Source organism: Ewingella allii, from assembly GCF_044430645.1.
In the GTDB taxonomy this organism is placed as follows: Bacteria; Pseudomonadota; Gammaproteobacteria; order Enterobacterales; family Enterobacteriaceae; genus Ewingella; species Ewingella allii.
In genome coordinates this window covers 42677-68086 of record NZ_JAWUDN010000010.1, presented here as the reverse complement: position 1 = coordinate 68086, position 25410 = coordinate 42677, and the positions used below count along the sequence as shown (strand labels likewise).

21 protein-coding genes are annotated in these 25410 nt (G+C 56.8%); 11 read left to right on the top strand and 10 right to left on the bottom strand.

From position 1 onward, the window contains the following. The first annotated feature begins 12 nt into the window (after window positions 1–12). Window positions 13–1872: a CocE/NonD family hydrolase gene (locus tag SBO83_RS18575; protein WP_396132510.1), complete on the top strand. Its 1860-nt coding sequence runs from the start codon at window positions 13–15 to the stop codon at window positions 1870–1872. A gap of 58 nt (window positions 1873–1930) precedes the next feature. Here the strand turns inward: SBO83_RS18575 and SBO83_RS18570 are convergent, their stop codons facing one another. Beyond that, window positions 1931–3079 (bottom strand): NupC/NupG family nucleoside CNT transporter, encoded by a 1149-nt coding sequence (locus SBO83_RS18570; protein WP_353501789.1) that lies wholly within the window; start codon window positions 3077–3079, stop codon window positions 1931–1933. Window positions 3080–3394: 315 nt separating this feature from the next. On the opposite strand from SBO83_RS18570, the gene SBO83_RS18565 reads away from it, so the two are divergent. After that, on the top strand, window positions 3395–3703 hold the full coding sequence (locus SBO83_RS18565; RefSeq protein WP_396132509.1) for an antibiotic biosynthesis monooxygenase: 309 nt from the start codon (window positions 3395–3397) through the stop codon (window positions 3701–3703). After that, window positions 3700–4701 carry a Gfo/Idh/MocA family oxidoreductase gene (locus SBO83_RS18560; protein WP_396132508.1) on the top strand — a complete coding sequence of 334 codons (1002 nt, stop codon included), beginning with the start codon at window positions 3700–3702 and terminating at the stop codon, window positions 4699–4701. The genes SBO83_RS18565 and SBO83_RS18560 overlap by 4 nt, the downstream gene beginning before the upstream one ends. 57 nt (window positions 4702–4758) lie before the next feature. On the opposite strand, the gene SBO83_RS18555 is transcribed toward SBO83_RS18560, so the two are convergent. Continuing rightward, on the bottom strand, window positions 4759–5754 hold the full coding sequence (locus SBO83_RS18555; protein ID WP_396132507.1) for a helix-turn-helix domain-containing protein: 996 nt from the start codon (window positions 5752–5754) through the stop codon (window positions 4759–4761). 125 nt (window positions 5755–5879) lie between these two features. On the opposite strand from SBO83_RS18555, the gene SBO83_RS18550 reads away from it, so the two are divergent. From SBO83_RS18550 to SBO83_RS18520, 7 genes are all read left to right on the top strand, one after another. Next, entirely contained in the window at window positions 5880–7382 is a 1503-nt protein-coding gene (locus tag SBO83_RS18550; RefSeq protein WP_396132506.1) for an MFS transporter, read from the top strand. A gap of 267 nt (window positions 7383–7649) precedes the next feature. Continuing rightward, the gene (bglF, locus tag SBO83_RS18545; RefSeq protein WP_396132505.1) at window positions 7650–9551 is read left to right on the top strand and encodes a PTS beta-glucoside transporter subunit IIABC; all 1902 of its coding nucleotides are present in this window, start codon (window positions 7650–7652) and stop codon (window positions 9549–9551) included. Between the two features lie 15 nt (window positions 9552–9566). Further along, the gene (locus SBO83_RS18540; RefSeq protein WP_396132504.1) at window positions 9567–10964 is read left to right on the top strand and encodes a 6-phospho-beta-glucosidase; all 1398 of its coding nucleotides are present in this window, start codon (window positions 9567–9569) and stop codon (window positions 10962–10964) included. Window positions 10965–11117: 153 nt separating this feature from the next. Next, window positions 11118–11969, top strand: coding sequence for a transcriptional antiterminator BglG (gene bglG, locus SBO83_RS18535; RefSeq protein WP_396132503.1), 852 nt, complete (start codon window positions 11118–11120; stop codon window positions 11967–11969). A 394-nt stretch (window positions 11970–12363) separates the two neighbouring features. Continuing rightward, entirely contained in the window at window positions 12364–13845 is a 1482-nt protein-coding gene (gene ansP, locus SBO83_RS18530; RefSeq protein WP_396132502.1) for an L-asparagine permease, read from the top strand. A 164-nt stretch (window positions 13846–14009) separates the two neighbouring features. After that, complete coding sequence (locus tag SBO83_RS18525; protein WP_353501797.1) at window positions 14010–14207, top strand: hypothetical protein; 198 nt, start codon at window positions 14010–14012, stop codon at window positions 14205–14207. Next, a complete protein-coding gene (locus tag SBO83_RS18520) occupies window positions 14207–15022 on the top strand; it encodes a hypothetical protein (RefSeq protein ID WP_396132501.1) in 816 nt (271 codons plus the stop codon). Before SBO83_RS18525 ends, SBO83_RS18520 begins: the two co-directional genes overlap by 1 nt. Before the next feature lie 16 nt (window positions 15023–15038). Here the strand turns inward: SBO83_RS18520 and SBO83_RS18515 are convergent, their stop codons facing one another. The 3 genes from SBO83_RS18515 to SBO83_RS18505 form a co-directional block, all read right to left on the bottom strand. Then, window positions 15039–15728 (bottom strand): fumarylacetoacetate hydrolase family protein, encoded by a 690-nt coding sequence (locus tag SBO83_RS18515; RefSeq protein WP_396132500.1) that lies wholly within the window; start codon window positions 15726–15728, stop codon window positions 15039–15041. Window positions 15729–15838: 110 nt separating this feature from the next. Continuing rightward, a complete protein-coding gene (locus SBO83_RS18510; protein ID WP_396132499.1) occupies window positions 15839–16744 on the bottom strand; it encodes a helix-turn-helix domain-containing protein in 906 nt (301 codons plus the stop codon). 94 nt (window positions 16745–16838) lie between these two features. Beyond that, a complete protein-coding gene (locus tag SBO83_RS18505) occupies window positions 16839–17630 on the bottom strand; it encodes an SDR family NAD(P)-dependent oxidoreductase (RefSeq protein ID WP_353501801.1) in 792 nt (263 codons plus the stop codon). A 165-nt stretch (window positions 17631–17795) separates the two neighbouring features. Here SBO83_RS18505 and SBO83_RS18500 point away from each other — a divergent pair, with 165 nt between their 5' ends. Next, on the top strand, window positions 17796–18245 hold the full coding sequence (locus SBO83_RS18500; protein ID WP_185687911.1) for a winged helix-turn-helix transcriptional regulator: 450 nt from the start codon (window positions 17796–17798) through the stop codon (window positions 18243–18245). A 6-nt stretch (window positions 18246–18251) separates the two neighbouring features. Here SBO83_RS18500 and SBO83_RS18495 read toward each other — a convergent pair whose 3' ends face one another. Genes SBO83_RS18495 through SBO83_RS18475 form a run of 5 tightly spaced genes read right to left on the bottom strand, consistent with a single transcriptional unit; the run spans window position 18252 to window position 25310 of the window. Further along, window positions 18252–20279 carry a CocE/NonD family hydrolase gene (locus SBO83_RS18495; protein ID WP_396132497.1) on the bottom strand — a complete coding sequence of 676 codons (2028 nt, stop codon included), beginning with the start codon at window positions 20277–20279 and terminating at the stop codon, window positions 18252–18254. Continuing rightward, window positions 20276–21928: a nickel ABC transporter ATP-binding protein NikE gene (locus SBO83_RS18490; RefSeq protein ID WP_396132496.1), complete on the bottom strand. Its 1653-nt coding sequence runs from the start codon at window positions 21926–21928 to the stop codon at window positions 20276–20278. The genes SBO83_RS18495 and SBO83_RS18490 overlap by 4 nt, the downstream gene beginning before the upstream one ends. After that, window positions 21925–22767, bottom strand: coding sequence for an ABC transporter permease (locus SBO83_RS18485; protein WP_353501804.1), 843 nt, complete (start codon window positions 22765–22767; stop codon window positions 21925–21927). Before SBO83_RS18485 ends, SBO83_RS18490 begins: the two co-directional genes overlap by 4 nt. 12 nt (window positions 22768–22779) lie before the next feature. Further along, on the bottom strand, window positions 22780–23727 hold the full coding sequence (locus tag SBO83_RS18480) for an ABC transporter permease (protein ID WP_034789813.1): 948 nt from the start codon (window positions 23725–23727) through the stop codon (window positions 22780–22782). After that, window positions 23727–25310: an ABC transporter substrate-binding protein gene (locus SBO83_RS18475; RefSeq protein ID WP_396132495.1), complete on the bottom strand. Its 1584-nt coding sequence runs from the start codon at window positions 25308–25310 to the stop codon at window positions 23727–23729. The genes SBO83_RS18480 and SBO83_RS18475 overlap by 1 nt, the downstream gene beginning before the upstream one ends. Window positions 25311–25410: the final 100 nt, after the last annotated feature.

Genomic DNA, 25410 nt, shown 5'->3' with positions numbered 1-25410 from the left:
AAGGAGCGTTTTGTGAACAGAAGTCAGTCTGAAGTGGTCAGGCAGGGGATGGTGCGTTTGGCAGATTGCCGGGTGGCGATGCGCGACGGTACTCGTCTGTCGACCGATGTCTATCTGCCGGATGCGCCGATTGCGCCCTTGCCAGTGGTCATCGAGCGCACGCCCTATGACAAGCGCGGGCAGTCGCGCTCGGAGGTGAATCGCGACGGTACGCAGATATCGCGCGAAGCCATGGCGCTGGCGCTGGTCCGGCGTGGCTACGCGGTGGTGTTTCAAGATTGTCGCGGCCGCTACGGCTCGGAGGGAATTTTTACCAAATACACTTCGGAAGGGCCGGACGGCGTCGACACGCTGGCGTGGATCCTCCAGCAGTCTTGGTGTAATGGGCAGATTGGCAGCATGGGGTTATCTTATGCCGCCCACACCCAGATGGCGATGGCCTGCCTTAACCCGCCGGGGCTGAAAACCATGGTGCTGGACTCCGGCGGGTTCAGCAATGCCTATCGCTGCGGCATTCGTCAGGGGGGCGCGTTTGAACTAAAACAGGCCACCTGGGCCTACAAACAGGCAAAAGAAAGCCCCGAGGCGCAGCAAAATCCGCTGATCCTTCAGGCTCTTGAGGAGGAAAATATCCGCGACTGGTTTGCCGCCATGCCGTGGACGCCGGGCCATTCGCCGCTGCGCCACGTGCCGGAGTATGAGGCTTATCTGTTCGAGCAGTGGTCGCAGGGCACCTTCGGGCCATACTGGCAGCAAAACGGTATTTATGCCGAGGGGAGCTATGAGCACATCCCGGATATGCCGGTGCTGTTTATGTCGAGCTGGTATGACGCCTACGTCAGTTCCACGCTAGATAACTTTAATGCATTTTGCCGTGGGAAAACCGCGCCGCAGCGCCTGATCATGGGGCCGTGGCTGCACGGCGATCGTAATGTGACTTATAGCGGCAACGTGGAGTTTGGCGAGGCGGCGGCCTTTGACGCCAATGTGGAGACTGACTGGCTGAGTTGTCGAATCGACTGGTTCGACCGTTGGCTCAAACCGGCTGAAGCCCAGCCGCAGGGCCATCAGGTTACTGTTTTCGCCATGGGCGGCGGCAGTGGCAAGAAAGATGACAATGGGCGACTCATTCACGGCGGCCAGTGGCTGCACGATGTGCAATGGCCGCTGGCGGAGAGTCAAAAACAGGTGCTGTATCTGCATGCCGACCACAGCCTGCTGTCGCAGCCGCCGGAGAGCGCGCAGGGCGAATTGCGCTATCTGGCCGACCCGCGCCACCCGGTGCCGACCCTCGGCGGGGCGCTGACCTCCGGCCTGCCGGTGTTTGCGGGGGGCGCTTTTGACCAGCGGGAAACGCCGGAGTTCTTCGGCAGCCGGGGAGACAATCTGCCGCTCAGCGCCCGCTCTGACATTGTGGTGTTTGAAACTGGGCCGCTGACTGAAGACCTGCTGGTGGCGGGGGAGATCCGCGTTCACCTGTGGGTAGCCAGTGACGCGCCAGACACCGATTTCACCGCCAAACTGGTGGATATCTACCCGCCCTCGGAGGACTACCCGCAGGGCTATGCGATGAATATTACCGACGGGATCATTCGCTGCCGTTATCGCAACGGCTGGGAGCAGGAGCAGATGCTGACGCCGGGCGAGGTGGTGGAAGTGATCATTGAGCCTTTCGCCACTTGTAACCTGTTCCGCGCTGGCCATCGCCTGCGATTGGATATCGCCAGCAGCAACTTCCCGCATTTTGACTGCAACCCCAATAGCGGTGAGCCGGAGGGGCAGGCGCGATTAAAACGGGTGGCGACCAATAGCGTATTTGTTGGCGCAGGGAGAGCCTCAAGGCTGGAGCTGACGGTGAAGAAAGTGAATTAAAGCGGGAGGAGAAGCAAGGTGCAGCCGCGATGGCTGCACCCTGAGAGTTCGCGGGGGATTAACGGTAAACCAGACCCACGATTGAAGCAGACAGCAGGCTCACCAGCGTTGCGCCAACCAGCAGGCGGAAGGCGGCGCGAGCTACCATGTTACCCTGAACTTCTTCGATACTTTTTACGGCACCGGCGATGATGCCGACGGTAGAAATGTTAGCGAAGGAGACCAGGAACACCGACAGAATCGCCACGGTGCGGGGTTCCAAATGGGCAATCAGGTCTTTCATCTGCAGCATGGCAACGAATTCGTTAGCCACGATTTTGGTGCCCATGATGCTGCCAGCGGTCAGTGAGTCTTGGCTCACGATGCCGGTCAACCACGCCACAGGGTAGAACAGATAGCCAATGATGTCCTGGAAGCTCTTACCGAAGCCGCCGAGGAAGATGGCGTTAACCATCGCCAGCAGGGCGTTAAAGCCAACCAGCATCGCGGCAACGATCATCGCCATTTTGAAACCGGCCATGATGTACTCGCCCAGCATTTCTACGAAGCTGTGTTTTGGCACGTTCAGTTTCGGCATTTGATTATCGGCTTCGTCAGAATACGGGTTAACCACCTGCAACACGGCGAAGGTCGAAAGCATATTCAGGATAAGCGACAGCATCACGTAACGCGGTTCCAACAGGGTCATATAAGAACCCACAATAGACATGGAAACGGTAGAGATCGCGGTTGCCGATAATGTATACATGCGGCGTTCATTAAGGTGCGGAACAATATCTTTAATAGCGATGAAGTTTTCTGATTGCCCGACTAATAAAGAACTCACGGCATTAAAGGATTCCAGACGCGGCATTCCATTAATTTTGGATAAGAGATAGCCGATGCCTTTAATCATTAATGGCAGAATACGTAAATGCTGGAGAATACCAATCAGCGCGGAAATAAAGATGATTGGGCATAATACGAATAAGAAGAAGCTAAACTGGTTGTCATTCACCAGACCGCCAAATACAAAGTCTGTACCGACGCGAGCGTAGCTCATCAAGTTAGTAAACACGCCAGATAGCCCAGAGATCAAGTACACACCAGCCTGGCTGTATAACAGCACCCATGCCAGTACGATTTCAATCACCAGAATTTGCACTACAAACCGCAATTTAACACCGCGTTTGTTGTAGCTTATCAGCCAGCCGATACCGAATATCATTATAAGGCTCAGAAGGAAATGCAATATATTTGACGCCATAAAGGCTCCAATGAGTGTGAGTGGTGTTTTAAAGCGCGCACTATAGCAGCAACGTCACAAAACTCACCTGATTTTTTCATAATGTTTGTCATGAGCAATCGATTGCGTTCAAAAAAGGAACAAACAGACTCTGTTACTTTAAATAATGCCCTGAAGTGGTGAGAATTTTATTAATTCGCACTATTTTGGTGAGCTGATTTTTATTATAAAGAGCCGCGTTACCCGTATCTCGCTCTTTGCATTACCTGCCAATCTTTATCAAACCCCGGGGAAAATATGTTTACACAAGGACATTTTGTTAACGCTGAGATCCGCATCAAAGAAGAAGTGGATATTAACCTGGCCCTTGCCGCTATTGAGCAATTTTGCGCCGACATGAATAGCGAGGCCGGCTGTTCATTCGCCATGGCATTGCAGGATAAACAGGACTCGCGGCGCATCATTCTCTGGGAACGCTATGAAGATGAAGCCGCGTCGCAGCGCCATTTCGACGAGGCCCATACACAGCGCTTTATCCATTCCGGTCTGACTGAGTTTGTACAGGCCACCCTGTGCCAATTGCCGGTCAAGGAGCCAGTCGCATGAGCCACACTAAAACGTTGAACTGGGGCCTGCTGGGTACCAGCTTTATCTCCGGCATTATGGCCGAAGCCATTGAAAAGCATGAAGGGTCGACCCTTTACGCCGTAGCGGGGCGTTCACCCAATGGGCTGGAGGAGTTTTTAAAACAGCACCCGACGCCAACTCAGTATGACAACTACGACGCACTGATTAACGATCCCGCCGTGGACGTGGTGTATATCGGCCTGCCAAACCATATTCACCATGAATATGTGATTAAAGCCGCCAACGCAGGTAAAGCCATTCTGTGTGAAAAATCGCTGTCAGTGACCATGGCGGACACCGACGCCGCCCTTGCCGCTGTGGAAAGCAACGGGGTGTTCTTCCTCGAAGGCTTGATGTACTTAACCCATCCTTTCGCCAGCAAAATTGCCGAAGTGATTGCCAGCGGCGAGCTGGGCGAGGTGCGTTCCATCAACGCCAGCTACTGCGCGTCGATTGCCCAGTTTGTCAATCCGGGTAGCAAAGGGGCTATCTACAACCTCGGCTGCTACCCGGCGTCGCTGATTCATTTAGTGATGCAGAGCGCCAGCGCGGATGGCACCTGCCCGACGTGGGAGCTGACGGCGCACGGCCGCCGCAATCTGGGTGACGGCAACATCGGCGAGACGGCGGCAACCATTCAGTTCGCCAACGGCGCGCTGGCGCAGCTGCACTGTGCGGAAGATTACGGTATGTTCTGGGCGTTTTCGGTCGCAGGTAGCAAAGGGCGGATGGAAATCATCTCCAACCCATGGCTGCCAGAGGCGCAGGCCAACGTGATCCGCGTTTTGCCGTATGAAGGGGAAGAGCAACGCCACGATGTGAGCGCCGACGGCGACGCCTTCCACTATCAGGTGCGCGCGGTGTGGCAGGCGCTGCAAAACGGCGAGAAAGCCTTGGCTCGTCCGGCGGTTCACCCGCAGGACTCCCGCCAAATCATGCAGTTGCTGACCGAGTGGGAAAACAAAACCGTCTGCTGATCGGCAAAAAGAATTATGATTCAGGCGCACTCCGGTGCGCCTTTTTTATGGCTGAAGCTAAATAGCTGTCCGATCGCTGAATTGCTGGCGAAAGCGCGTCGGCGTGGTGCCCAGGCGCTGGCGAAAATGGTGGCGCAGCGTTTCCACCGAGCCAAACCCGGCTTCTTCAGCCACCCGTTCAATGCTGACCGTGCTGCTCTCCAGCAGGGCGCAGGCGTTTTCAATCTTTACGCTGAGCATCCATTCCCCCGGCGTGGTGCCGGTGGCGTCGTGAAAACGGCGCAGGAAAGTGCGGCGGCTCATCCCAGCTTCGGCGGCCAGTTGTTCAATCACCAGCGGCGTGTTCATTCGGGTGCGCAGGCTGTCTAACAGCGGCGAGAGGGTTTTGCCCGGCAGAATCGACACCGGCTGGCGCAGATATTGGGCCTGATTGCCTTCGCGATGGGTTGAAGTGACCATGCGCTGGGCCGTGCGATTCGCCACCTGCGCGCCATAATCACGGCGAATCAGATACAGACAGAGATCCACGCACGCCGCGCCGCCGGACGAGGTGATCAATCTGCCTTCATCGACATAAATGACGCCGTGCTGTACCTGAACTTGTGGAAACTGCCGCGCCAGTTCCTCGGTGCTGTTCCAGTGGGCGGTGGCTTTTTTACCATCCAGCAGGCCAGTGGCGGCAAGGATAAAGCTCCCCGCACAGATAGAAACAATCCGCGAACCCTGCTGGTAGGCGCGTTGCAGTGCGGCAACCAGCTGCGGGGACGGCGCTTCATGCACGCTGCGCCAGCCGGGGATCACAATGGTTCCGGCGTCTTCCAGCAGCTCCAGCCCGCCGTCTACCGTCAGGCGCACGCCACCCTGCGCGCCAATGGTGGTGTCTTCCACCGAGGCGACGTCCAAATTATAGAGAGGCGTGCCGAGTTGGTCGTCGACGCGGCCAAAGGCCTCTATCGCCGTGCCAAACTCAAAGGTGCACAGGCACTCATAGGCCAGCAGCACCAGTCGGCGGTTAAAGGGAGCATGCGAATTGGAGGGTGTGAAAGCAGTCATGGCGGGCCTTAGATGAATAGTGGCTAAAGTTGGCACAATATTGACGATACATGGCATCCGTGCCAATTACCACCACGCCTACAATCTTCCATACTGGGCCAACTTAACGTTTGGGTAGGAAGAGTATGAGCACGCCAACAAACACTAAAAATACGCTAGCGCTGGTGGCGGTCTGCCTCGCGGCGCTGATGTCGGGGCTGGAGATCTCCAGCGTGCCGGTGATTTTACCGGTGCTGGAGCAGCAGATGCACGCCAGCTTTAAAGACCTACAGTGGATCATGAATGCCTACACGCTGGCCTGTACTTCGGTCTTAATGGCGGTGGGCACGCTGGCGGACCGTTTCGGCCGTAAGCGCGTCTTTTTGGTAAGCATCGCGGCCTTTGGCGTCACCTCGCTGATGTGCGGGCTGGCGGCCACCGCGCCCTGGCTTATTTTCGGCCGCTTCTTACAGGGGCTGAGTGGCGGGGCGATGCTGACCTGCCTGATTGCCATTCTCTCCACCCAGTTCCCACAGGGCAGAGCGCGCAGCACGGCCTTCGCCGCGTGGGGCGTAGTGTTTGGCTTTGGGCTGGGCTTCGGGCCGATTATTGGCGGCGGGCTGGTGGCGCTATTTAGCTGGCAATGGGTGTTTCTGGTACACGTGTTTATCGCCGTTGTGACACTGTTTTTAGCCTTGAATAATGTGGTGGATTCACGGGATCCGCAGGCCAAAAAGCTGGATATTGGTGGGCTTGTGACGTTGTCACTCACTGTGTTAGGCAGTATCTGGTTGATAACACAGGGAAGTAGCCTCGACTGGCAAGGCAGTTTGGTCTATGGGCTGGTGGCGCTGACCCTGCTGAGCGCGCTGCTGTTTGTCTGGATTGAGCAACGCCATCCTCACCCGATGTTTGATTTTTCGGTGTTCCGCATTCGGCCATTTTCCGGCGCACTGATGGGCTCTATTGGCATGAACTTTAGCTTCTGGCCGTTGATGATTTACCTGCCGGTCTACTATCAGGTCGGGCTGGGTTATAGCAGTCTGGCCACCGGCGTGGCGCTGCTGGCCTACACCTTGCCGACGCTGATTATGCCGCCGCTGGCCGAACGTTTAGTGGCGAAGTTCGGCGCGGCGCGCTTTATCCCGCTGGGGTTGTTCACCCTCGGGGCGAGTTTTATGTTGATGAAAATCGCTGCCGCCAACGGCTGGACGCTGCTGCCCGGCGCACTGCTGGCGGGGGCTACGCTGGGGCTGATTAACACGCCGGTGACCAATACCACTACGGGAGCGGTGCCGGGCAACCGGGCGGGGATGGCCTCGGGAATTGATATCAGCGCGCGGCTTATCACGCTGGCAATAAATATCGCGCTAATGGGCAGCCTGCTGGTGGCAGGCATCGCCGCCAGCCTGCGGGAGAATAGTGCGGTGAATATGGCCTCGGGGGAACTCTACGCGCTGGCCGAGCGAGTGGCGGCGGGGGCGGAATCCGCGACGCTCAACGCGGGCATTCAGCAGGCGCTGATTGACGGCTTCGGCAATCTGCTGCTCTACGGCGCGCTGGGCGTCTGGCTGCTGGCGCTGGCAAGTTATCTACTGTTCAACGGGCGCAAGGGCTGCCCACGCGAACTGCCGCAGTCGGTGCCTTAATTCGCCTCTGCCGGAGTGGGTGAAATATGAACCCGATCACAATTACCCGCTCCGGTTATTTTTCCCCCTTGTAACTTTGGATAGTTCGCTAGAGACTCAGGGCTAGAAAACAGGATTGTTACTGTTCATCAGGCAAAACCTAAACTTTCTGCTTCTTCACCCCCGCCGGTGCAAGAGACAGCAAGTTTAGGTTTTTTTTTGGCCTTTACTCAGGTGCTTAGCGATTCGCCTCTGCACGGCGCAACCACATCAGAACGAGATAAGATAATGGAATATAAGGTTTTAGCGGATGAAATCCTCTCAGGAGTGGGTGGACGGGAAAATGTAAAAAGCGTGGTGCACTGCGCCACTCGCTTGCGTTTCAAGCTTAAGGACAGCGGCAAGGCCAGTGCCGAAACCCTGAAACGCAACCCCGGCGTGATTATGGTGGTGGAGAGCGGCGGGCAGTTTCAGGTAGTCATTGGCAATCATGTCGGCGAGGTGTTCGACGCGCTGGCGATGAAAGGGGAAGAGTCTGGCGACATCGCCAGCAATAACGGCGTGAAAGAGAACATCTTTGCGCGCTTTATTGATGTGATTTCCGGCATTTTCACCCCGTTTATTGGCATTTTGGCAGCATCCGGTATTTTGAAAGGCTTCTTGTCGCTGGCGCTGGCTCTCGGATGGATGAGCAGCGACAGCGGCGGCTACAAGGTGTTGTTCGCCGCCAGTGATGCCTTGTTCTATTTCTTTCCGATTATCTTGGGTTATACCGCCGGGAAAAAGTTTGGCGGCAACCCCTTTATCACGATGGCAATTGGCGGCGCCATGACTCACCCGTTGATGATTGCCGCCTTTGACTCATCGCTGGCGGCCAACAGCGTGGCGCTGGATTTCTTCGGTATCCCACTGACTTTTATCAATTATAGCTCCTCGGTTATCCCAATTATTTTCGCAGCGTGGGCCTCCTGCTGGCTTGAAAAACGCATCAACCCAAGGTTGCCGAGCGCGATTCGCAACTTCTTCACCCCGCTGGTTTGTCTGGTGGTGATCGTGCCGCTGACGTTCCTGTTGATTGGGCCTACGGCCACCTGGGCGAGCCAGCAACTGGCTAACGGATATCAATATATTCATGGCGTTAGCCCGCTGGTTGCCGGTCTGTTCGTCGGCGCGTTTTGGCAGGTTTGCGTGATTTTCGGCCTGCACTGGGGGCTGGTGCCGATGATGATCAACAATCTCAGCGTGCTGGGCCACGACACCCTGATGCCGCTGGTGCTGCCCGCCGTGATGGGGCAAGCCGGGGCCACGCTGGGTGTGCTGCTGCGCACCCAAGATCTTAAACTCAGGGGCATCGCGGGTTCGGCATTTAGCGCCAGTTTGTTTGGGATCACCGAACCGGCGGTGTATGGCGTGACCCTGCCGCTGCGCCGTCCCTTTATCTTTGGCTGCATCGGCGGCGCAATCGGTGCCGCCGTGCTGGGCTTCTACCACAGCACCACATACTCCTTCGGCATTCCCAGCGTGTTCACCTTCGCGCAGATGATCCCCCCGACGGGCTTTGACAGTTCAGTGACGGCGGCGCTGGTCGGTGCCGGTTTCGCTTTCGCCTTCGCCGCCGTGGCAACCTGGCTGTTTGGGCTGTCCGCCAAGGCAGCGCCGCCAGCCAAAGAGAGCAGTGAAGCCGCGACTCCGGCTTCACCGGCAACCTCCGTCACATCTTCCCCGGTGCGCAGCAAAGAAGCTCTTTTTAGCCCGCTGGCGGGCCACTGTATTGCGCTCAGCGAGGTGAAGGATGCCACTTTTGCCAGCGGCATGTTGGGCAAGGGGACGGCGGTTATTCCACAGACTGGGCGAGTCGTTGCACCCTGCGACGGCACGCTGGTGTCGCTTTTCCGCACGCATCACGCCTTAGGGATTCAGAGCCGCGATGGCGCGGAAATACTCATTCACGTCGGCATTGATACGGTGAAACTCGATGGCCGTTTCTTCAGCCCGCGCGTGCAGGTGAATGACGAGGTAAAGCAGGGAGACTTGCTGCTCGAGTTCGATTTACAGGCCATCGCCGACGCGGGATATGACCTGACGACGCCGATAATTATCAGCAACAGCGATGATTATCTGGACGTTATTGCTTCAGCCATCGGCCAGCAGGTGGCGGAGCAAAGCCCACTATTGTCACTTTTACGCTAATCAAAGGAGAGACCAATGACTCAACGTTTTCCAGACGGGTTTTTATGGGGCGGGGCCGTAGCCGCAAATCAGGTGGAAGGAGCCTATTTGGCGGATGGCAAAGGGCTGTCCACCTCGGACCTCCAGCCGCAAGGGATCTTCGGCGAGATAAAGCAGCGCGTGCCGGGTGATTTTGGCATCAAAGACAAGGCCATTGATTTTTACCATCGCTTCCCCGAAGACATCAAACTGTTCGCCGAAATGGGCTTCACCGTGCTGCGCACTTCGATTGCCTGGACGCGTATCTTCCCGCAGGGAGATGAAACGCAGCCCAATGAAGCCGGATTGGCGTTCTACGATCGGCTGTTTGATGAGATGAAAAAGTACGGTATCACGCCCCTTGTGACGTTGTCACACTATGAAATGCCCTATGGTTTGGTAGCCAACTACGGCGGCTGGGGCAACCGTAAAACTATAGATTTCTTCGAGAATTACGCCCGAACGGTGTTCAAACGCTATCAGCATAAAGTGAAGCATTGGCTGACATTCAACGAAATTAACATGTCGCTGCACGCGCCCTTTACCGGCGTCGGGCTGGCGGCGGAGAGCAGCAAGCAGGCGATTTATCAGGCAATCCATCATCAGCTGGTGGCCAGCGCCCGCGCGGTGAAAGCCTGTCATGAGATTGTTGCCGGTGGCCAAGTCGGCAATATGCTGCTGGGCGGCATGCTGTATCCCCTGAGCTGCAAGCCTGCCGACGTGCTTGAAACCCAGCAGCAGAACCGCGACTGGCTGTTCTTTGGCGATGTGCAGGTGCGCGGTTATTACCCGGCTTACATGAAACGTTTCTTCAAACAGCATCAGATTGAGCTGGAGATCACCCCTGAGGATATCGCGACGCTGAAGCAGACAGTGGATTTCATCTCCTTCAGTTATTACATGACCGGCTGTGTCACCACCGACCCCGAGCAGAATCAGGCGGCGCGCGCCAATATTCTCAATATGGTGCCCAATCCGCACCTCGCTAGCTCTGAGTGGGGCTGGCAGATTGACCCGGTCGGTCTGCGCTACTTGATGAATGAGTTGTACGATCGCTACCAAAAACCGCTGTTTATCGTCGAAAACGGGCTGGGCGCGCGCGATCAAGTTGAAGCCGACGGCAGCATCAACGACGACTATCGTATTCAATACATCAATGACCATCTGGTGCAGGTGCGCGAAGCCATCGCCGACGGCGTGGAAGTGATGGGTTACACCAGCTGGGGACCTATCGATCTGGTGAGCGCTTCTAAGGCGGAATTCTCCAAACGCTACGGTTTTATTTACGTGGATTGCGACGATCAGGGCAAGGGGACGCTGGAACGCCGCCGCAAGAAAAGCTTCTACTGGTATGCCGATATTATTAAAAACCACGGTGCCACGCTAAAAGCCTAACCCGCGATCCTTATCACGTTTGCGCCGCGCTCAGATTGAGAGGATGGCGAAAACTGGTAAAGTTCAGTTCTGGATTGTTACTGCTTTGGCAGGCAAAACCTGATCACTTCTCTGCGGAAGGGGTCAGGTTTTTTTGTTTTTCAGGGGAAGGCAATGGAAATCACCAAAATACTCAATAATAACGTGGTGTTAGTGCTCGACCCACAGCATCGGGAACAGGTCGTGATGGGCCGGGGATTGGCGTTTCAGAAGCAGGTTGGCGATCGGGTTGACGATAGCAAAGTGGAAAAAGTCTTTGCGCTGCAAAGCGATCAACTGGTGGCGCGGCTCTCGGAATTGCTGAGCCACATTCCCATGGAGGTGATGACCACCTGCGACCAGATCATCCAGCTTGCCAGCCAGCGATTGGGGAAATTGCAGGAGAATCTCTATGTTGCGCTAACCGATCACTGCTATTTCGCGCTGGAACGGCAGAGGCAGGGCGTGCCTCTGAGCAACGCGCTGCTGTGGGAAACCCGGCGGCTCTACCCGAAGGAGTACGCGCTGGGCGTCGAGGCGTTAGCGATTATTGCCAGTCGGCTGGGCGTCAGGCTGCCGGACGACGAGGCGGGATTTATCGCGCTGCACCTGGTCAACGGGCAGCTGGATGGCGAGATGTCGCAGGTGAAACAGATCACCAAGGTGATGCAGGAGATCCTAAACATAGTGAAATATCAGCTAAGGCTGGAGTATGACCAGGAGGCGCTGAGCTACCACCGTTTTGTCACTCACCTGAAGTTTTTCGCCCAGCGAATGTTCAGCCACGCGCAGGTGCCCGACGACGATGTCGCGCTCTATGTCGCGGTTAAAAAGAGCTATCCGCAGGCTTGGGGCTGTGCTGAGAAGATCAGTCTCTTCCTCGCCGCCACCTATCAGCGCGCGTTGAGCAAGGAAGAGATGATGTACCTTTCCATCAACATCGAAAGGGTGCGCAAAGAAAGTGGTGGAACCAAAACCGCCGAGTGACAACTCATAAAGCATAAAGGCCCGCCAGCGCGGGCTTTTTTGTCTAGTGACACCAGTAGCGGCCAGAATAAGCCATTATCAATCGGCTATTTTTGCGGCATTTATACCTAGGACTCTTCTTAATAATCCATCCATAAGGCGATTTTCCTCACACTTAGAGATAGGTTTTTTTTGCCTCAAATGCACAATACAGGTAGCATCCACCGCCGTTAATACTCTCAATCCAGCACTCCACAGCAGGGTTGGCTGCTGCTTTCACGTAAGTCAGTTCACCGAGTATTTTCAGTTAGGCTAAAAATAATAGAGCGGAACACACCGCGTAAGCGTCAACATCTGCAACCGTTTGCCTGTTGGGAGAATTCAGGCTGCGGGCATTTTTGGAGAACAGGAAAGAATGCGATTACATAGAAAGTCCGCTGAGGCGAAACAGGCCGCTAAGCGACGTTGGTTGGATTCACACGAAGACGGATATCACAAGAGTATGGGCAATCGTCAGGTTCAGATGATTGCCATTGGTGGTTCTATCGGTACCGGTTTATTCCTAGGTGCAGGTGCGCGCTTACAAATGGCGGGTCCGGCACTGGCAATTGTCTACGCGGTCTGCGGTATTTTCTCTTTCTTCATCCTGCGCGCACTGGGCGAATTGGTTTTACACCGTCCAACCAGCGGCAGCTTCGTTTCCTACGCCCGCGAGTTCTTAGGCGAAAAAGCCTCCTACGTGGCGGGCTGGATGTACTTCCTCAACTGGGCAATGACCGGCATCGTGGATATCACCGCCGTGGCGCTCTATATGCACTATTGGGGCACCTTCGGTGATGTACCTCAGTGGATGTTCGCCCTTGGCGCACTGGCCATCGTTGGCACCATGAACATGATTGGCGTGAAGTGGTTCGCCGAAATGGAATTCTGGTTTGCGCTGATCAAAGTGGCGGCCATCGCGCTGTTCCTGATTGTCGGCGTGGTGGTGCTGGGCACCGGCAAAGAAGTGGCGGGCGGCTCAACCGGCCTGCACCTGATCACCGAAAACGGCGGCATCTTCCCGCACGGCTTGCTGCCTGCCTTAGTGCTGGTGCAGGGCGTGGTCTTCGCCTTCGCCGCCATCGAACTGGTCGGCACGGCGGCGGGTGAAACTAAAGATCCTGAAACCATTCTGCCGAAAGCCATTAACAGCGTTATCTGGCGTATCGCACTGTTCTACGTCGGTTCCGTGGTGCTGTTGGTGCTGCTGCTGCCGTGGAATGCCTATCAGGCAGGCCAAAGCCCGTTCGTGACCTTCTTCAGCAAGCTGGGCGTGCCTTACATCGGCACCATCATGAATATCGTGGTTCTGACCGCAGCGCTGTCGAGCCTCAACTCCGGCCTGTACTCTACTGGTCGTATCCTGCGTTCCCTGTCGATGGGCGGCTCCGCGCCGAAGTTCATGTCTAAAATGAACGCCCAGCAGGTGCCTTACGCCGGGATCCTGGTGACCGTGGCAATCTACATCATCGGCGTGGTGCTGAACTACTACGTGCCGTCGCAGGTGTTTGAAATCGTGCTGAACGTCGCGTCACTGGGTATTCTTAGCTCTTGGGCATTCATCATCGTTTGCCAGATGAAGCTGCGTAAAGCCATCAAAGAAGGTAAAGCGAAAGAGGTGTCTTTCAGAATGCCTTGGGCGCCGGTGACCTCTTGGCTGACCTTAGCCTTTCTGGCGGGCGTACTGGTTCTGATGGCCTTCGACTACCCGAACGGCACTTACACCGTCGCCACTATTCCTGTGCTGATTCTTCTGCTGGTGCTGGGCTGGTTTGGGCTGCGCAACCGCGCCAAAGAAGTCAAAGCCGAACAGGCCGCGCACGAAGAAGCCCACCACGCCGGCGAAGCGAATAGCTAATTCCTTTTTCCACTGACCGAGCAAACTCAGGAGCACAGCATCACGCTGTGCTCTTTTTTTACCTGTAAGCCCAACCAGTAACTAATCCGAAAACCCCCGCCATACCGAGCTTTGCCGCCTTTCTTGACTACACTCTACCTTTCTTAAACCAAAATGGAGGCAATATGCTGAAAATCGTCATGCGAATATTTTCCAGTCCTGAGCAATTTTTAGGGCTGTTTAGTGCGAATGACATTCAGGAAACTATCGAGGAGGGTGAGCGTATTCTGATTGATGAAAACGGCATCGCGTCTGTGAATCCTGCCAACGAGCAGGTGCAGCAGGACTTCACCCGTCACGTCAAAAAGATGAGCGTACTTTAATGGCAACAGCAGTATTTATGGTTTTAATGGTGTGCGGCTACTGGTACACCACGCGCAACGTTTCCACGCGCTTTAAACTCAAACGCACCTTTGGCTGGGATGTCTATTTCCTGGTCGCACTGTACGGCTGCATTTTCGTTTTGCAGGGCGTAATAGTGATTGCGTTGGTTTATCTGCTGCTGTGGGGCATTTCCATTGGTATTAACCATTTGCCGGAGATGCGGGCGATTCCCGAGCACGTGCATTACCACCGCGACTTCATTAACTGGAGTTTCCTGGGTATTCAGGCGCCCGTGGTGATTATGCTTTGCGTGTCGGTGATGCTCTGTTTGATCCGCACCACCTGGTCGCCGGGACTTAGGCTGAACACCGCCGGGCGCAGGCAGCTTTATAAGCAGTTGACCAGCGCCAACGGCGTCGAAGGGATTTTGTATCAGTGCATGGAACAGGGCGACATGGTGTATATCACCCTGAACTCGCATCGGGTGTATATCGGCATGGTGCATACTGCGCGCTGTGAAACCTCGTCGTCGGATAACGTTGTGGTTATCCCGATGATCAGTGGTTACCGCGACCGCAATACCCAGCAGTTGGTGGTGGAGCATAACTATGCAGCTTACTACCAGAAGCACTGGATAACCCCGGTGTCTGAGCCGAATAACGCGTTGAATTTCCGCAAGGTGATTTTACTCAATCAGATTGAGTCGTTGTCGCTGTTCGACCCGGCCACGGCCTGTGGATTTGAGAAGTTGGCACCCATCGTGGAGCGCACTATAGAGGAGAAAGCGCCCGGTGACCGGACGCCTTTGATTTAGCAACAAGCTAGCCTCATCAGACGATGGTGAAGCTGAACGTCCCGATGTTTTTGATACCGCCAGTCACCACATCGCCACGTTTGATTTCACCTACGCCTGCCGGGGTCCCTGTGAAAATCAGGTCGCCGGGTTGCAGTTCAACCGCCTCAGACAGCAGGCTGATCACTTCCGGCACTTTCCAGATTTGCTCACTCAGATGGCCGTTCTGGCGCTCTTCGCCATTGACGTTCAACCAGATAATTCCTTTCACCGGATGCCCCACCTTACTGACCGGCAGCAGCGGGTTAGTCGGCGCTGAGGCGTCAAAGCCTTTGGCTAAATCCCAAGGACGTCCCGCCTTTTTCGCCACGGATTGCAGGTCGCGACGGGTTAAATCGACACCCACCGTGTAGCCCCACACGTGGTCCAGCGCGTTGTCCACGGCGATATTTTTGCCGCCAGCGCCAATCGCCACGACTAACTCCACTTCATAATGCAGCAGCTCAGTCTGTGACGGATAAGGCACGTTGCCGCTGGCTGGGATCACCGCATCCGCCGGTTTACTGAAGAAGAAAGGCAGTTCACGATCAGGATCGTGGCCCATTTCGCGGGTGTGCGCGGCATAGTTCTGGCCGACGCAGTAAACGCGGCGTAATGGGAAGCGTGCCTCTTCACCTTCAATCGCCAGAGAAGGCGTGGTGGCAGGGGGAAATACGTAAGCAGTCATATTGTCTTCCTTCGGTTTATGGCGATGTCTGAGTTACAGTGTCGCGTAAAACCGCCAAGTTGAAACTGGACAGATCCATGCTGTTTTTGGACAAAAAGAGGATATCGGCGTTAGAACTCAGTCGGCGACTGGCGGAACTTGCCCGGCGGCACGCCGTGGGCCTGGCGAAAGCGCCGCGAGAAGTAGGCGTCGTCAGTGTAGCCGCATTGGCGGGCTATCTCGGCAATGCTGTCACTACTGGTGGTGAGCTTCATACGCGCCAGACGCATTCGCCGCTCCAGCACCAGTTCGGAGAAGGTTTTGCCGATAGTTTTGCGCAGCAGGTGGGTCAAATAGTTGGGCGAAATAAAGGCCGCCGCGGCGGCATCGGTGAGGTTCAGCTGTGGGTCAGCCAGCTGGCGGCGGATATAGCGCAAGGTGCGGTTGAGCGCCGCCTGCTGCCCGCGTTTCTCGGCGTTACGCGCCGCCATCTCTTGCAGCGGCTGCTGATAGCGATGACACACCAGCCCGAGCAGTTGCAGAAGGTAGCCGCGCAGGCGCAGCTCATCGCCAAACTCCCGCTGGCGGTCGCACTGGCGCATCTTCTCCAGCAGCAAGGTTATCTCGGCAAAATCCTCTTCGGACATCACAAAGTCGAGATACTCCTGAAAGCGAAACGGCGCTAATTCCGGCACGTCAGCCAGCGGAATGTCGTCTAAATCCAGCGTGTCCATGGCGGTATTGCGCAGCAAAAAGAGCGCAGAAATGTTGATCACCATCGAGCGGCCATCCTCGGGATGAGGAATGAAATGCAGGCGGTGCGGCTGAATAAAAGCAATCGTGCGATAGGTAAAGGGGCGAATGGCGCCGCCGATGTGCTGGACGCTATCCGTGCCGCAGTTGAGCTGGATCTGGAAGTAGTCATGTCGGTGTGGCTGCATTAACGCCGGGCGTTCAGACTGATCGCGGATATAAAAGTCAGGGCGGTCGCTGCGCTGCGACATTCCATAAGTCACGTTGGTGGCGGGGGCTGGCATACTTCACATGTCCGAATGACGTTAACGGAATGTTATATTTGCAAAGAGTAAAGCGGATGACCAGCGAATTTGTTCGCCAGCCATCCTGCGGCTGTTAGCGAGTGTAACGGGCGCCCGGCGTGGAGTGGGCGAAGTTGGTCAGCAGGCCAATACGCGTCGCTTCATGGTCAGTCCACAGCTTTTCATCCTGCAGCGGCGGGATAGTAACTTTCTCTTTAAGGTCAAAGCCGACCAGCGCGGCGTCAACCAAATCAGCCACTTCCATCACCCCTTGCAGGTCGTCCACGTTCTGACCCGCGTGGTCCCAAATCTCAGTTCGCGTCGCGGCTGGCAGCACGGCCTGCACGTACAGACCTTGCTGTTCCAGCTCGCTTTGCAGCGTCTGTGAGAAGGTCAGCACAAAGGATTTCGAGGCGGTATACACCGCTTTATTCAGCTCAGGGGCGAAGGCCATCACCGATGAAATGTTAATGATCGCGCCATCTTTGTGCTTCAGCAGGCCGTCCAGCGCCACGCGTGACAGACGAGCCACCGAGGTGACATTCAGGCGAATCAGATGATCAATCGACTCAACGTCGGTCGAGCCAAATCCGCCCGGCGTGGTGGAACCCGCGTTATTGACCAGCAGAGAAATCTCCGGGTGTTGGCGGATGAAATCTTCCACGCGCAGCAGGTCGTTATGCTCAGTCAAATCGGCGGCGATGATCTCTACCTGAGTGCCTGCCGCGCGCAGCGGCTGCGCCACATTTTCCATGCGTTTGGCATTTCGGGCGACCAGCACCAGGTCATAGCCGCGTTTCGCCAGGCGATCGGCGTAAACCGCACCAATGCCGGTGGAAGCGCCGGTGATTAAAGCAACAGGTTTATGTTGAGTAGATTGCGACATTTGGGTGTTCCTTTTCAGTGTTTGGGTTGGTTTAATTATTAAACTAGGTGCATTTGTACGGCAGGTGGTTTTATAATGCAACCAGATTTTTAAACAGGGCACATTTTGCTACTCGGCCCTGTTCATAGAGAACAGTTTGCAGAGAACAGCTAAGAGAGAACGGCAATGAAAAGAACCCGAATGGATGACAGCGTCTGCCCGGCCACGCGTTCGCTGGATTTGATTGGCGACTGGTGGACCTTGCTTATCGTGCGCGATGCGATGATTGGCTTAACGCGCTTTAGCGAGTTTCAGCGCAGCCTTGGCGCGGCGAAGAACATCCTCAGCACGCGGCTAAAGTCGATGGTGGCTGAAGGGATTTTGCGTATTGAACCCGCCGCCGACGGATCGGCGTATCAGGACTATGTGCTGACGGAGAAGGGTAAAGCGCTGCGCCCGATCATGGTGGCGTTAAGCCAGTGGGGAAGCAAATACCTGTTTGACGAGAACGAACCTTTCACCGAAATGGTGGATAAAGAAACCCGCCAACCTTTGCAAACCATAGAACTGCGTTCACAAGATGGGCGGGTTTTAAGCTATGACGAGATCACGGCCATTCAGCCGCAGAAAAAATAACCCGCGTTAGCGAGGAATACGCTCGTGCCAGTACTTGGTGAACTCTTCTTCACCATTCAGGCTGACCACCATATCGCCGCTGACGATGAAATGGGTCAGGTCGCTGCGCATCTCTAAAGTGATCACCGCCTCAATCTGCCAGCCCTCGCGGCCAATTTTCATGGTCTGGGTGAGCAGATAGCGCGCCGACAATGGGTCAGCATTGCCGACCACCAGCTCGCGGCGCAGGTTGTGATCCACCGTGGTATCAATGTCGTCGAAACGATAAACCCCTTCACCAAACACGCCGCCTTCGCCATTGGTTACGCTGGTCCACTCATCGGTCAGGAAATCGTAACTGATGGAACGATCCACACGGCCTTGGGTCAGCACGGTTTGCGGCGTCGGCGCGGCGCTTTGCGGCTCTTTGATGGGGCCGTCAATCACCAGCGGCTGGTGGCACACCGGCAGTGAAAGCTGGGCGCTGTGCAGGTCGAGGGTCAGGGTGGCGGCTTCCGGCATTGGCCAAATCATCGGCCAATAGGTGGTGGCCAGCGACACCCGCAGACGGTGGCCGACTTCGAAACGATGGGCAATGCCGTCCAACTGTACCGGTACCCGCACTTTCTGCCCCGGCACCAGCGGCACAGATTTATCATGCCCCTGTAAGTGACTCAGATTCAGCCAGCCGTGGGTTACGCGATTGACCGCGCCCTCTGGCGAGACGTCCGACAGCCGCACGTAGAGCATGGCGGCCGGTTTATCACTGCTTAGCTCGACGGTGAACTGCGGGAAGCCGAAGATAGACAGCGGCTCGGCCAGCGGCTGGCCGTCAAAGATTTCGGCATTGCCGTCATCCACCCGCTGGTCCGGCGGCGTTTCACCCAGCACGCCCGCGCCCATCCATTCACCGGCCATCAGGCCGTGGTTCTGCGGCGAGCAGATGGAAATCACGCCGGCTTCTGCGTCCGGGTGAGCATTCAACTGCCCGCGCGTCAGCCAGCGAGGCTCATGAGTCACATTGCTGGCGGTGCCTTTATCGAAACCGACCCACTGGCCTTTGCTTACCGGCCGCTGGGCCGACGGCGGCTGGCTGTCTTGCAGCCAGGCTTGCACCATCGGGCCGTCCATCGCGGCGTTTTGTTCGCCTTTCAGCCAGTGATCCCACCACTGCACCGCCTCTTGCAAGAAGCCAATCGCCGGTTCCGGCGTGCCGTCCTGCGGGTAAATATGCGCCCAAGGGCCAATAATGGCGCGGCGCGGCACCTGTAGGTTGTCCATCAGGCGGAACACCGCGTTGCTATAGGCATCTGCCCAACCGCCAATGGCTAACACCGGGCATTGAATCGCCGACCAGTCCTCGCAGACGGAACCGTGCTGCCAGTAGCGATCGCGCAGCGGGTGTTCCATCCACAATGCCGGGAAGAACGGCATGTTTTCGAGGCGATTGAGCCACTCGTTGTACCAGCCTTCGCCGACCAGCGCCGGGTCCGAAGGGCGGCTCTGGTAAGCCAGCATGATGCCGCCCCACCAGAGATTGTCATTGAGCAGGCAGCCGCCTTTGTAATGAATATCATCGGCATAGCGGTCGTCGGTGGAGCATACGGTGATCACCGCTTTTAGCGCTGCCGGGCGACGGGCCGCCACCTGCAGGCCGTTAAAGCCGCCCCAGGATTTCCCCATCATGCCGACATTGCCGCTGCACCACGCCTGCTGGGTGATCCACTCAATCACTTCTAGCGCGTCGTCCTGCTCTTGCAACAAATATTCATCCGCCAACAGCCCGTCGGACTCGCCGCTGCCGCGCATATCCACGCGCACCACGGCGTAGCCATTACCGGCGAAATAGCCGTGCATCGGCTCGTCGCGGGTGCGCGTTCCGTCGCGTTTGCGGTAGGGGATGTATTCCAAAATGGCCGGAACCGGCTGGTCCGCCGCGCTGTCCGGCAGCCATAAACGGGCGGCGAGGCGGGTGCCGTCGCTCAGTTTGATCCACAGATGCTCGATGGTGGTCACCGAATGCGGGAACTCAGTAATAATGCGTTTTGTGGTCATAGTGCGCCTGTCAAAGATGTCTTGTCGGAAGAAGAGGAGGAACGCAGCGCCAGCACGTCGTCCAGCCAGTCGGTGCGCATTTCCGGCACCGAGGTCAGCAGTTTTTCAGTGTACGGGTGCATCGGCGGGCTGAACACCACGCGGGTGTCACCGCTGGCAACAATGTTGCCCTGATACATCACCGCCACCTGATGGGCAATGCGCTTCACCGTGCCGAGGTCATGGGTGATAAACAGGTAGGAAAGCCCCAACTGCTCTTGCAGGCGGCGCAGCAGGTTGAGTACCTCTTCGGCCACCAGCGGGTCGAGCGCCGAAGTGGCTTCATCGCAGATAATCAGCTCCGGCTGGGCCGCCAGCGCGCGGGCGATACAGACGCGCTGCTTCTGGCCGCCGGACAGCTCGCCCGGGTATCGGTCAATCAGCTTCAGCGGCAGTTCGGTCAGGGTCAGCAGCTCTTCCACCTTGGCGCGCACTTCGCGTTTACTCAGGCCGAAGTAGAACGCCACCGGGCGGCCAATCAGCTCAAGAATGGTCTGGCGCGGGTTGAGCGCGACGTCCGGCAACTGATAAATCATCTGAATCCGGCGCAGTGTCTCTTTTTCACGCTGTTGGTAAAGTGGCGAGAGGGTGACGCCGTCGAACTCGACGCTGCCTTGGGTATCTGGCAGCAGGCCGACCAGCGCGCGGGCGAGGGTACTTTTGCCACTGCCCGACTCACCAATCACCGCCAGCGTTTTGCCTCGGGCCAGTTGCAGGTTGACGTCATTGACCACTTTCTTGCCGTTGTAGCCGGTACTCAGCTGTTTGATGGTCAGCAAGGCGGCTGGTGTTTCCGGCTGGGCGGCGGTCACGGTTTCCGCCGCGTGTTCGCGCTCGGCCACCAAGCGGCGGGTGTAATCCTCTTTTGGCGAGTTGAGGATCTGCACCGTGGTGCCGGTTTCCACTTCTTTGCCGTGGCGCAGCACCATGATGCGGTCCGCCAGCTGGGCCACCACCGCGAGGTCGTGTGTGATGTACAGCGCGGCGGTGTTGAACTCGCGCACCAGCTTGCGCAGCATCACCAGCACTTCAATCTGGGTGGTAACGTCCAGCGCGGTGGTGGGTTCATCCATCACCAGCAAGTCGGGCTTGCAGGACATGGCCATTGCCGCCATCGCGCGCTGCAACTGGCCGCCGGAAAGCTGGTGCGGATAGCGTTTGCCAATATTTTCCGGATCCGGCAGGTCCAGCGAGCGGAACAGGGTAATGGCCCACTGGCGGCTCTCTTCTTTACTCATCAAGCCGTGGCGAATCGGCCCTTCGCACACCTGTTTTTCAATGGTCAGCGCCGGGTTAAAGGCCGCCGCCGCGCTCTGTGCCACATAGGCCACGCGGCGGCCGCGCCACTGGCGTTTGACTCGCGAGGGTTGGGAAACAATATCGGTGCCATCGACAATCACTTCGCCGCCGCTGATCCGGCAGCCCTGTCGCGCATAGCCCAGCGCGGCTAAGCCAATGGTGGATTTCCCCGCGCCAGATTCGCCAATCAGCCCGAGGATTTCGCCTTTCGACAGAGTGAGGGAGATGTCCTGCACCAGCGGCGAGCCGTCGAGGGTTTCGATGCGCAGCCCGCGCATTTCGAGGATCAGGTCTTGCTTGTTGTCCGTCATGCTTCTTCTCCGTGCGGCAGGCTGTTGCGGGCCAGTAGCCAGTCAACCACCAAATTGACGCCAATGGTCAGCAGCGCGATGGCCGCGGCCGGGTAGAGCGGCGCGAACTGACCGAAGTTAATCGCCTGCGCGTTGTCGCGCACCATGCTGCCCCAGTCGGCGTAAGGCGGCTGAATGCCCAAGCCGAGGAAGCTCAGTCCGGCGATAAACAGGAAGGTGAAGCAGAAACGCATGCCGAACTCGGCCAGCAGCGGCGGCATGGCGTTGGGCAGAATTTCTTTGGTTAGCACCCAGCGCAGACCTTCACCGCGCAGACGAGCCGCTTCGACATACTCTTGGCAAACAATGGCTTGCGCCACCAAACGCGCCAAACGGAAAACCCGGGTGGCGTCGAGCAGGGCGATAGTCAGCACCAGAACCGGAATGGAGGTGCCCATCACGGACAGTACCATCAGGGCGAAAATCAGCACGGGAATCGACATCACGGTATCGACAATGCGCGACAGCACCACGTCCACCCATTTGCCATAAATCGCCGCCGCGAAGCCGCTAATAATGCCAATAATGAATGACGCAATGGTGATGGTCAGCGCGATGGCGATAGTGGTGCGAGCGCCAAACAGAATGCGTGAAAGCATGTCGCGCCCCAAACTGTCGGTGCCGAACGGCGTGGCCGCCGAGGGTAATAGCCAGATGTCACCCACCTGTTCGGTTTCGCTGTGCGGCGCGATCCACGGGGCGAAAATCGCCGCCAGCAGATTGACCGCGATAATCACGATGCCAATCCACGCTGACAGCGGGATGTTGCTGATAAATGAAGCTTTATGCGAATGATTCATGTTGCTCCTGCCTTAGCGCGCGTGGCGTAAACGTGGGTTACACCAAATCGCCAGCAAATCAGCGGTGGTATTGAGGAAGATGTAGGTGCCGCCAAACAGCAGGCCGCAGGCCTGAACCACCGGCAGGTCGCGCTTGGTCACGGCGTCAACCATGTACTGGCCGATACCCGGATAGACAAACACCACTTCCACCAGAATCACCCCCACCACCAGATAGGCAAGGTTAAAGGCGACGACGTTAATGATTGGCGCGAGGGCGTTGGGCAGGGCGTGGGACACCACAATCCGCCAGCGCGACACGCCTTTCAGCACCGCGCTCTCAATGTACGGGCTGGACATCACCGCCGTCACCGAGGCGCGGGTCATGCGCAACATGTGTGCCAGCACCACCAGCGTCAGCGTCAGCATCGGCAGGGTGCAGACGTAGAGTCGGTCGACGAACGAGGAGCTAGGGTCGACCATCGCCAGGCTGGGGAACCACGTCAGGCGAATGGCGAAGGCGATCACCAGCACGTAGCCCACGAAGAACTCCGGCACCGAAATGCTGATGAGCGTCAGGGTATTGGCCAGTCGGTCGAAGATTGAGCCGCGCCAAATGGCGGACGCAATCCCCAAGCCGACGGCCAGCGGGATGGCGATAATGGCCGCGTAACCGGCCAAAAATAGGGTATTCCCCAGACGCGGCAGCAGCTCGTTGCCGATAGGTCTGCCATTCGCCAAAGAGTTACCTAAATCGCCGTGCAGAATGCCCACCAGCCAGTGCAGATAGCGCAGCACGGCCGGCTCGTCCAACCCCAGTTGCAGGCGCAGCGCCGCCACGGTTTCCGGCGTGGCGCTCTGGCCAAGGATGGCGGTTGCCACATCCCCCGGTAGCATTTCAGTTCCCACAAAAATCAGCAGTGAAACCAGCCAAAGCGTGCCTACCCCAAGCAGCACGCGTTGTAAAATCTTCTTCTTCATCATGCCTCCAGCCAGACGCGCTCGGCCAGACGACCACCCATGAAGTTGAACATCGGATGCGGTTTAATTCCGCCGACTTTTTTGTTGGCGGCGTCAAGATAGTCGCCAAACAGAGGGATCATCGCGCCGCCGTTGTCGCGGACAATGCTTTGCAATTCGCCATAGATTTCAGCGCGCTTGCCGTCGTCCAGCAGGGAGCGGGCTTGCAGCAGCAGGGCGTCGAACTTCTCATCTTTCCAATGGGTGTCGTTCCATTTCGCCGTGGACTGGTACGCCGTGGAGAACATCTGGTCCGCCGTCGGGCGGCCACCCCAGTAGCCCATGCTGAATGGCGCTTTCATCCACACGTCGTCCCAGTAGCTGTCAGCGGGCTGGCGCTTGATGCTGACCTGAATGCCGCTTTTCTGGGCTTCACCTTGGAACAGGGCAGCGGCGTCGAGGGCACCGGCAAAGGCGGCGTCGGAGGAGGATAGCTCTAGCTTGAGGTCAGTTAGCCCGGCCTTTTTCAGATAGAAGGCGGATTTATCAGGGTCGTAGACACGCTGCTCAAGGCTGTGGTTGAAGAAGCGATCGGTTTTCGGGATGGGGTGGTCGTTGCCGAGTGAACCGTAGCCGCGCAGCACCGTGTCGAGGATCTTCTGCCGGTCAATGCCGTGTTTAATCGCCATGCGCACGTCGTTGTTATTGAACGGCGCGACGCTACAGTCCATCAGGAAGGTGAAGTGCTGGCCGCCGGAGGAGCGCACGATGTTCAGCGCCGGGCTGCGTTTGAGGAAATCGACGGTTTTGAAATCGACGCGGTTAATGGCGTGAACCTGCCCGGAAATCAAGGCGTTGGTGCGCGCGGTTGGGTCATTGATGACAATGACTTCTACGGCATCCACAAAGGCGCGGTCTTTCTTCCAGTAGTTCGGGTTGCGTTTAAACAGCGAGCGCACGCCCGGCTCGTATTGGTCAAACACAAAGCCGCCGGTGCCAATCGGGTGTGACCAGTCGGTAAAGCCGTTCGGCACCACCAGCAAGTGATAGTCAGCCAGCAGGTATGGCAGGTCGGCGTTGCCGCTCTCCAGCGTGATAGCTATTTGGTTGTCGCCCTGTTTGGTCAAGCCGGTGATTGGCGAGAGCTGAGTTTTGATGGCGCTTTTGGTCTTATCGCCGCGATGCAAATTGATGGAGTAAATAATGTCGTCGGCATCGAGTTTCTTGCCATTATGGAATGTCACGCCGTCTTGCAGAGTGAAAATCCATTCGGTCGCACCCGGTTTGGCTTCCCAACTGGCGAAGAGTTCAGGAATGGCTTTGTTATTTTCATCTATTTCGACTAAGCCGTTCATCAGCATATATGCCTGATTTAACGGAACCCAGTCGCTGAATAATGTGGGATCTAAAGAATCGCTGGTGTTACCGCCTGACATTCCCAATTTTAATACGCCACCTTTTTTCGGCTCGGCTGCAAAAGCAGACAGGGGGGAAAGACCATAGGCGGTGGTAATACCCACAGCAGCAGCGCTGGTAATAAAACCGCGGCGGCTGAGTTTTGCATCCTGCATTAATTGCGTCAAAGCGGAATTTTTATCTTTCATCTAATTATCTCCGGGGTGGCGAAAACCTGTTATCTCCAGGCTCTTGCATCTTGTCTCAAGGTTGGCCGCGTTCATTCGCCTGAAACACTTACGCAGGTAA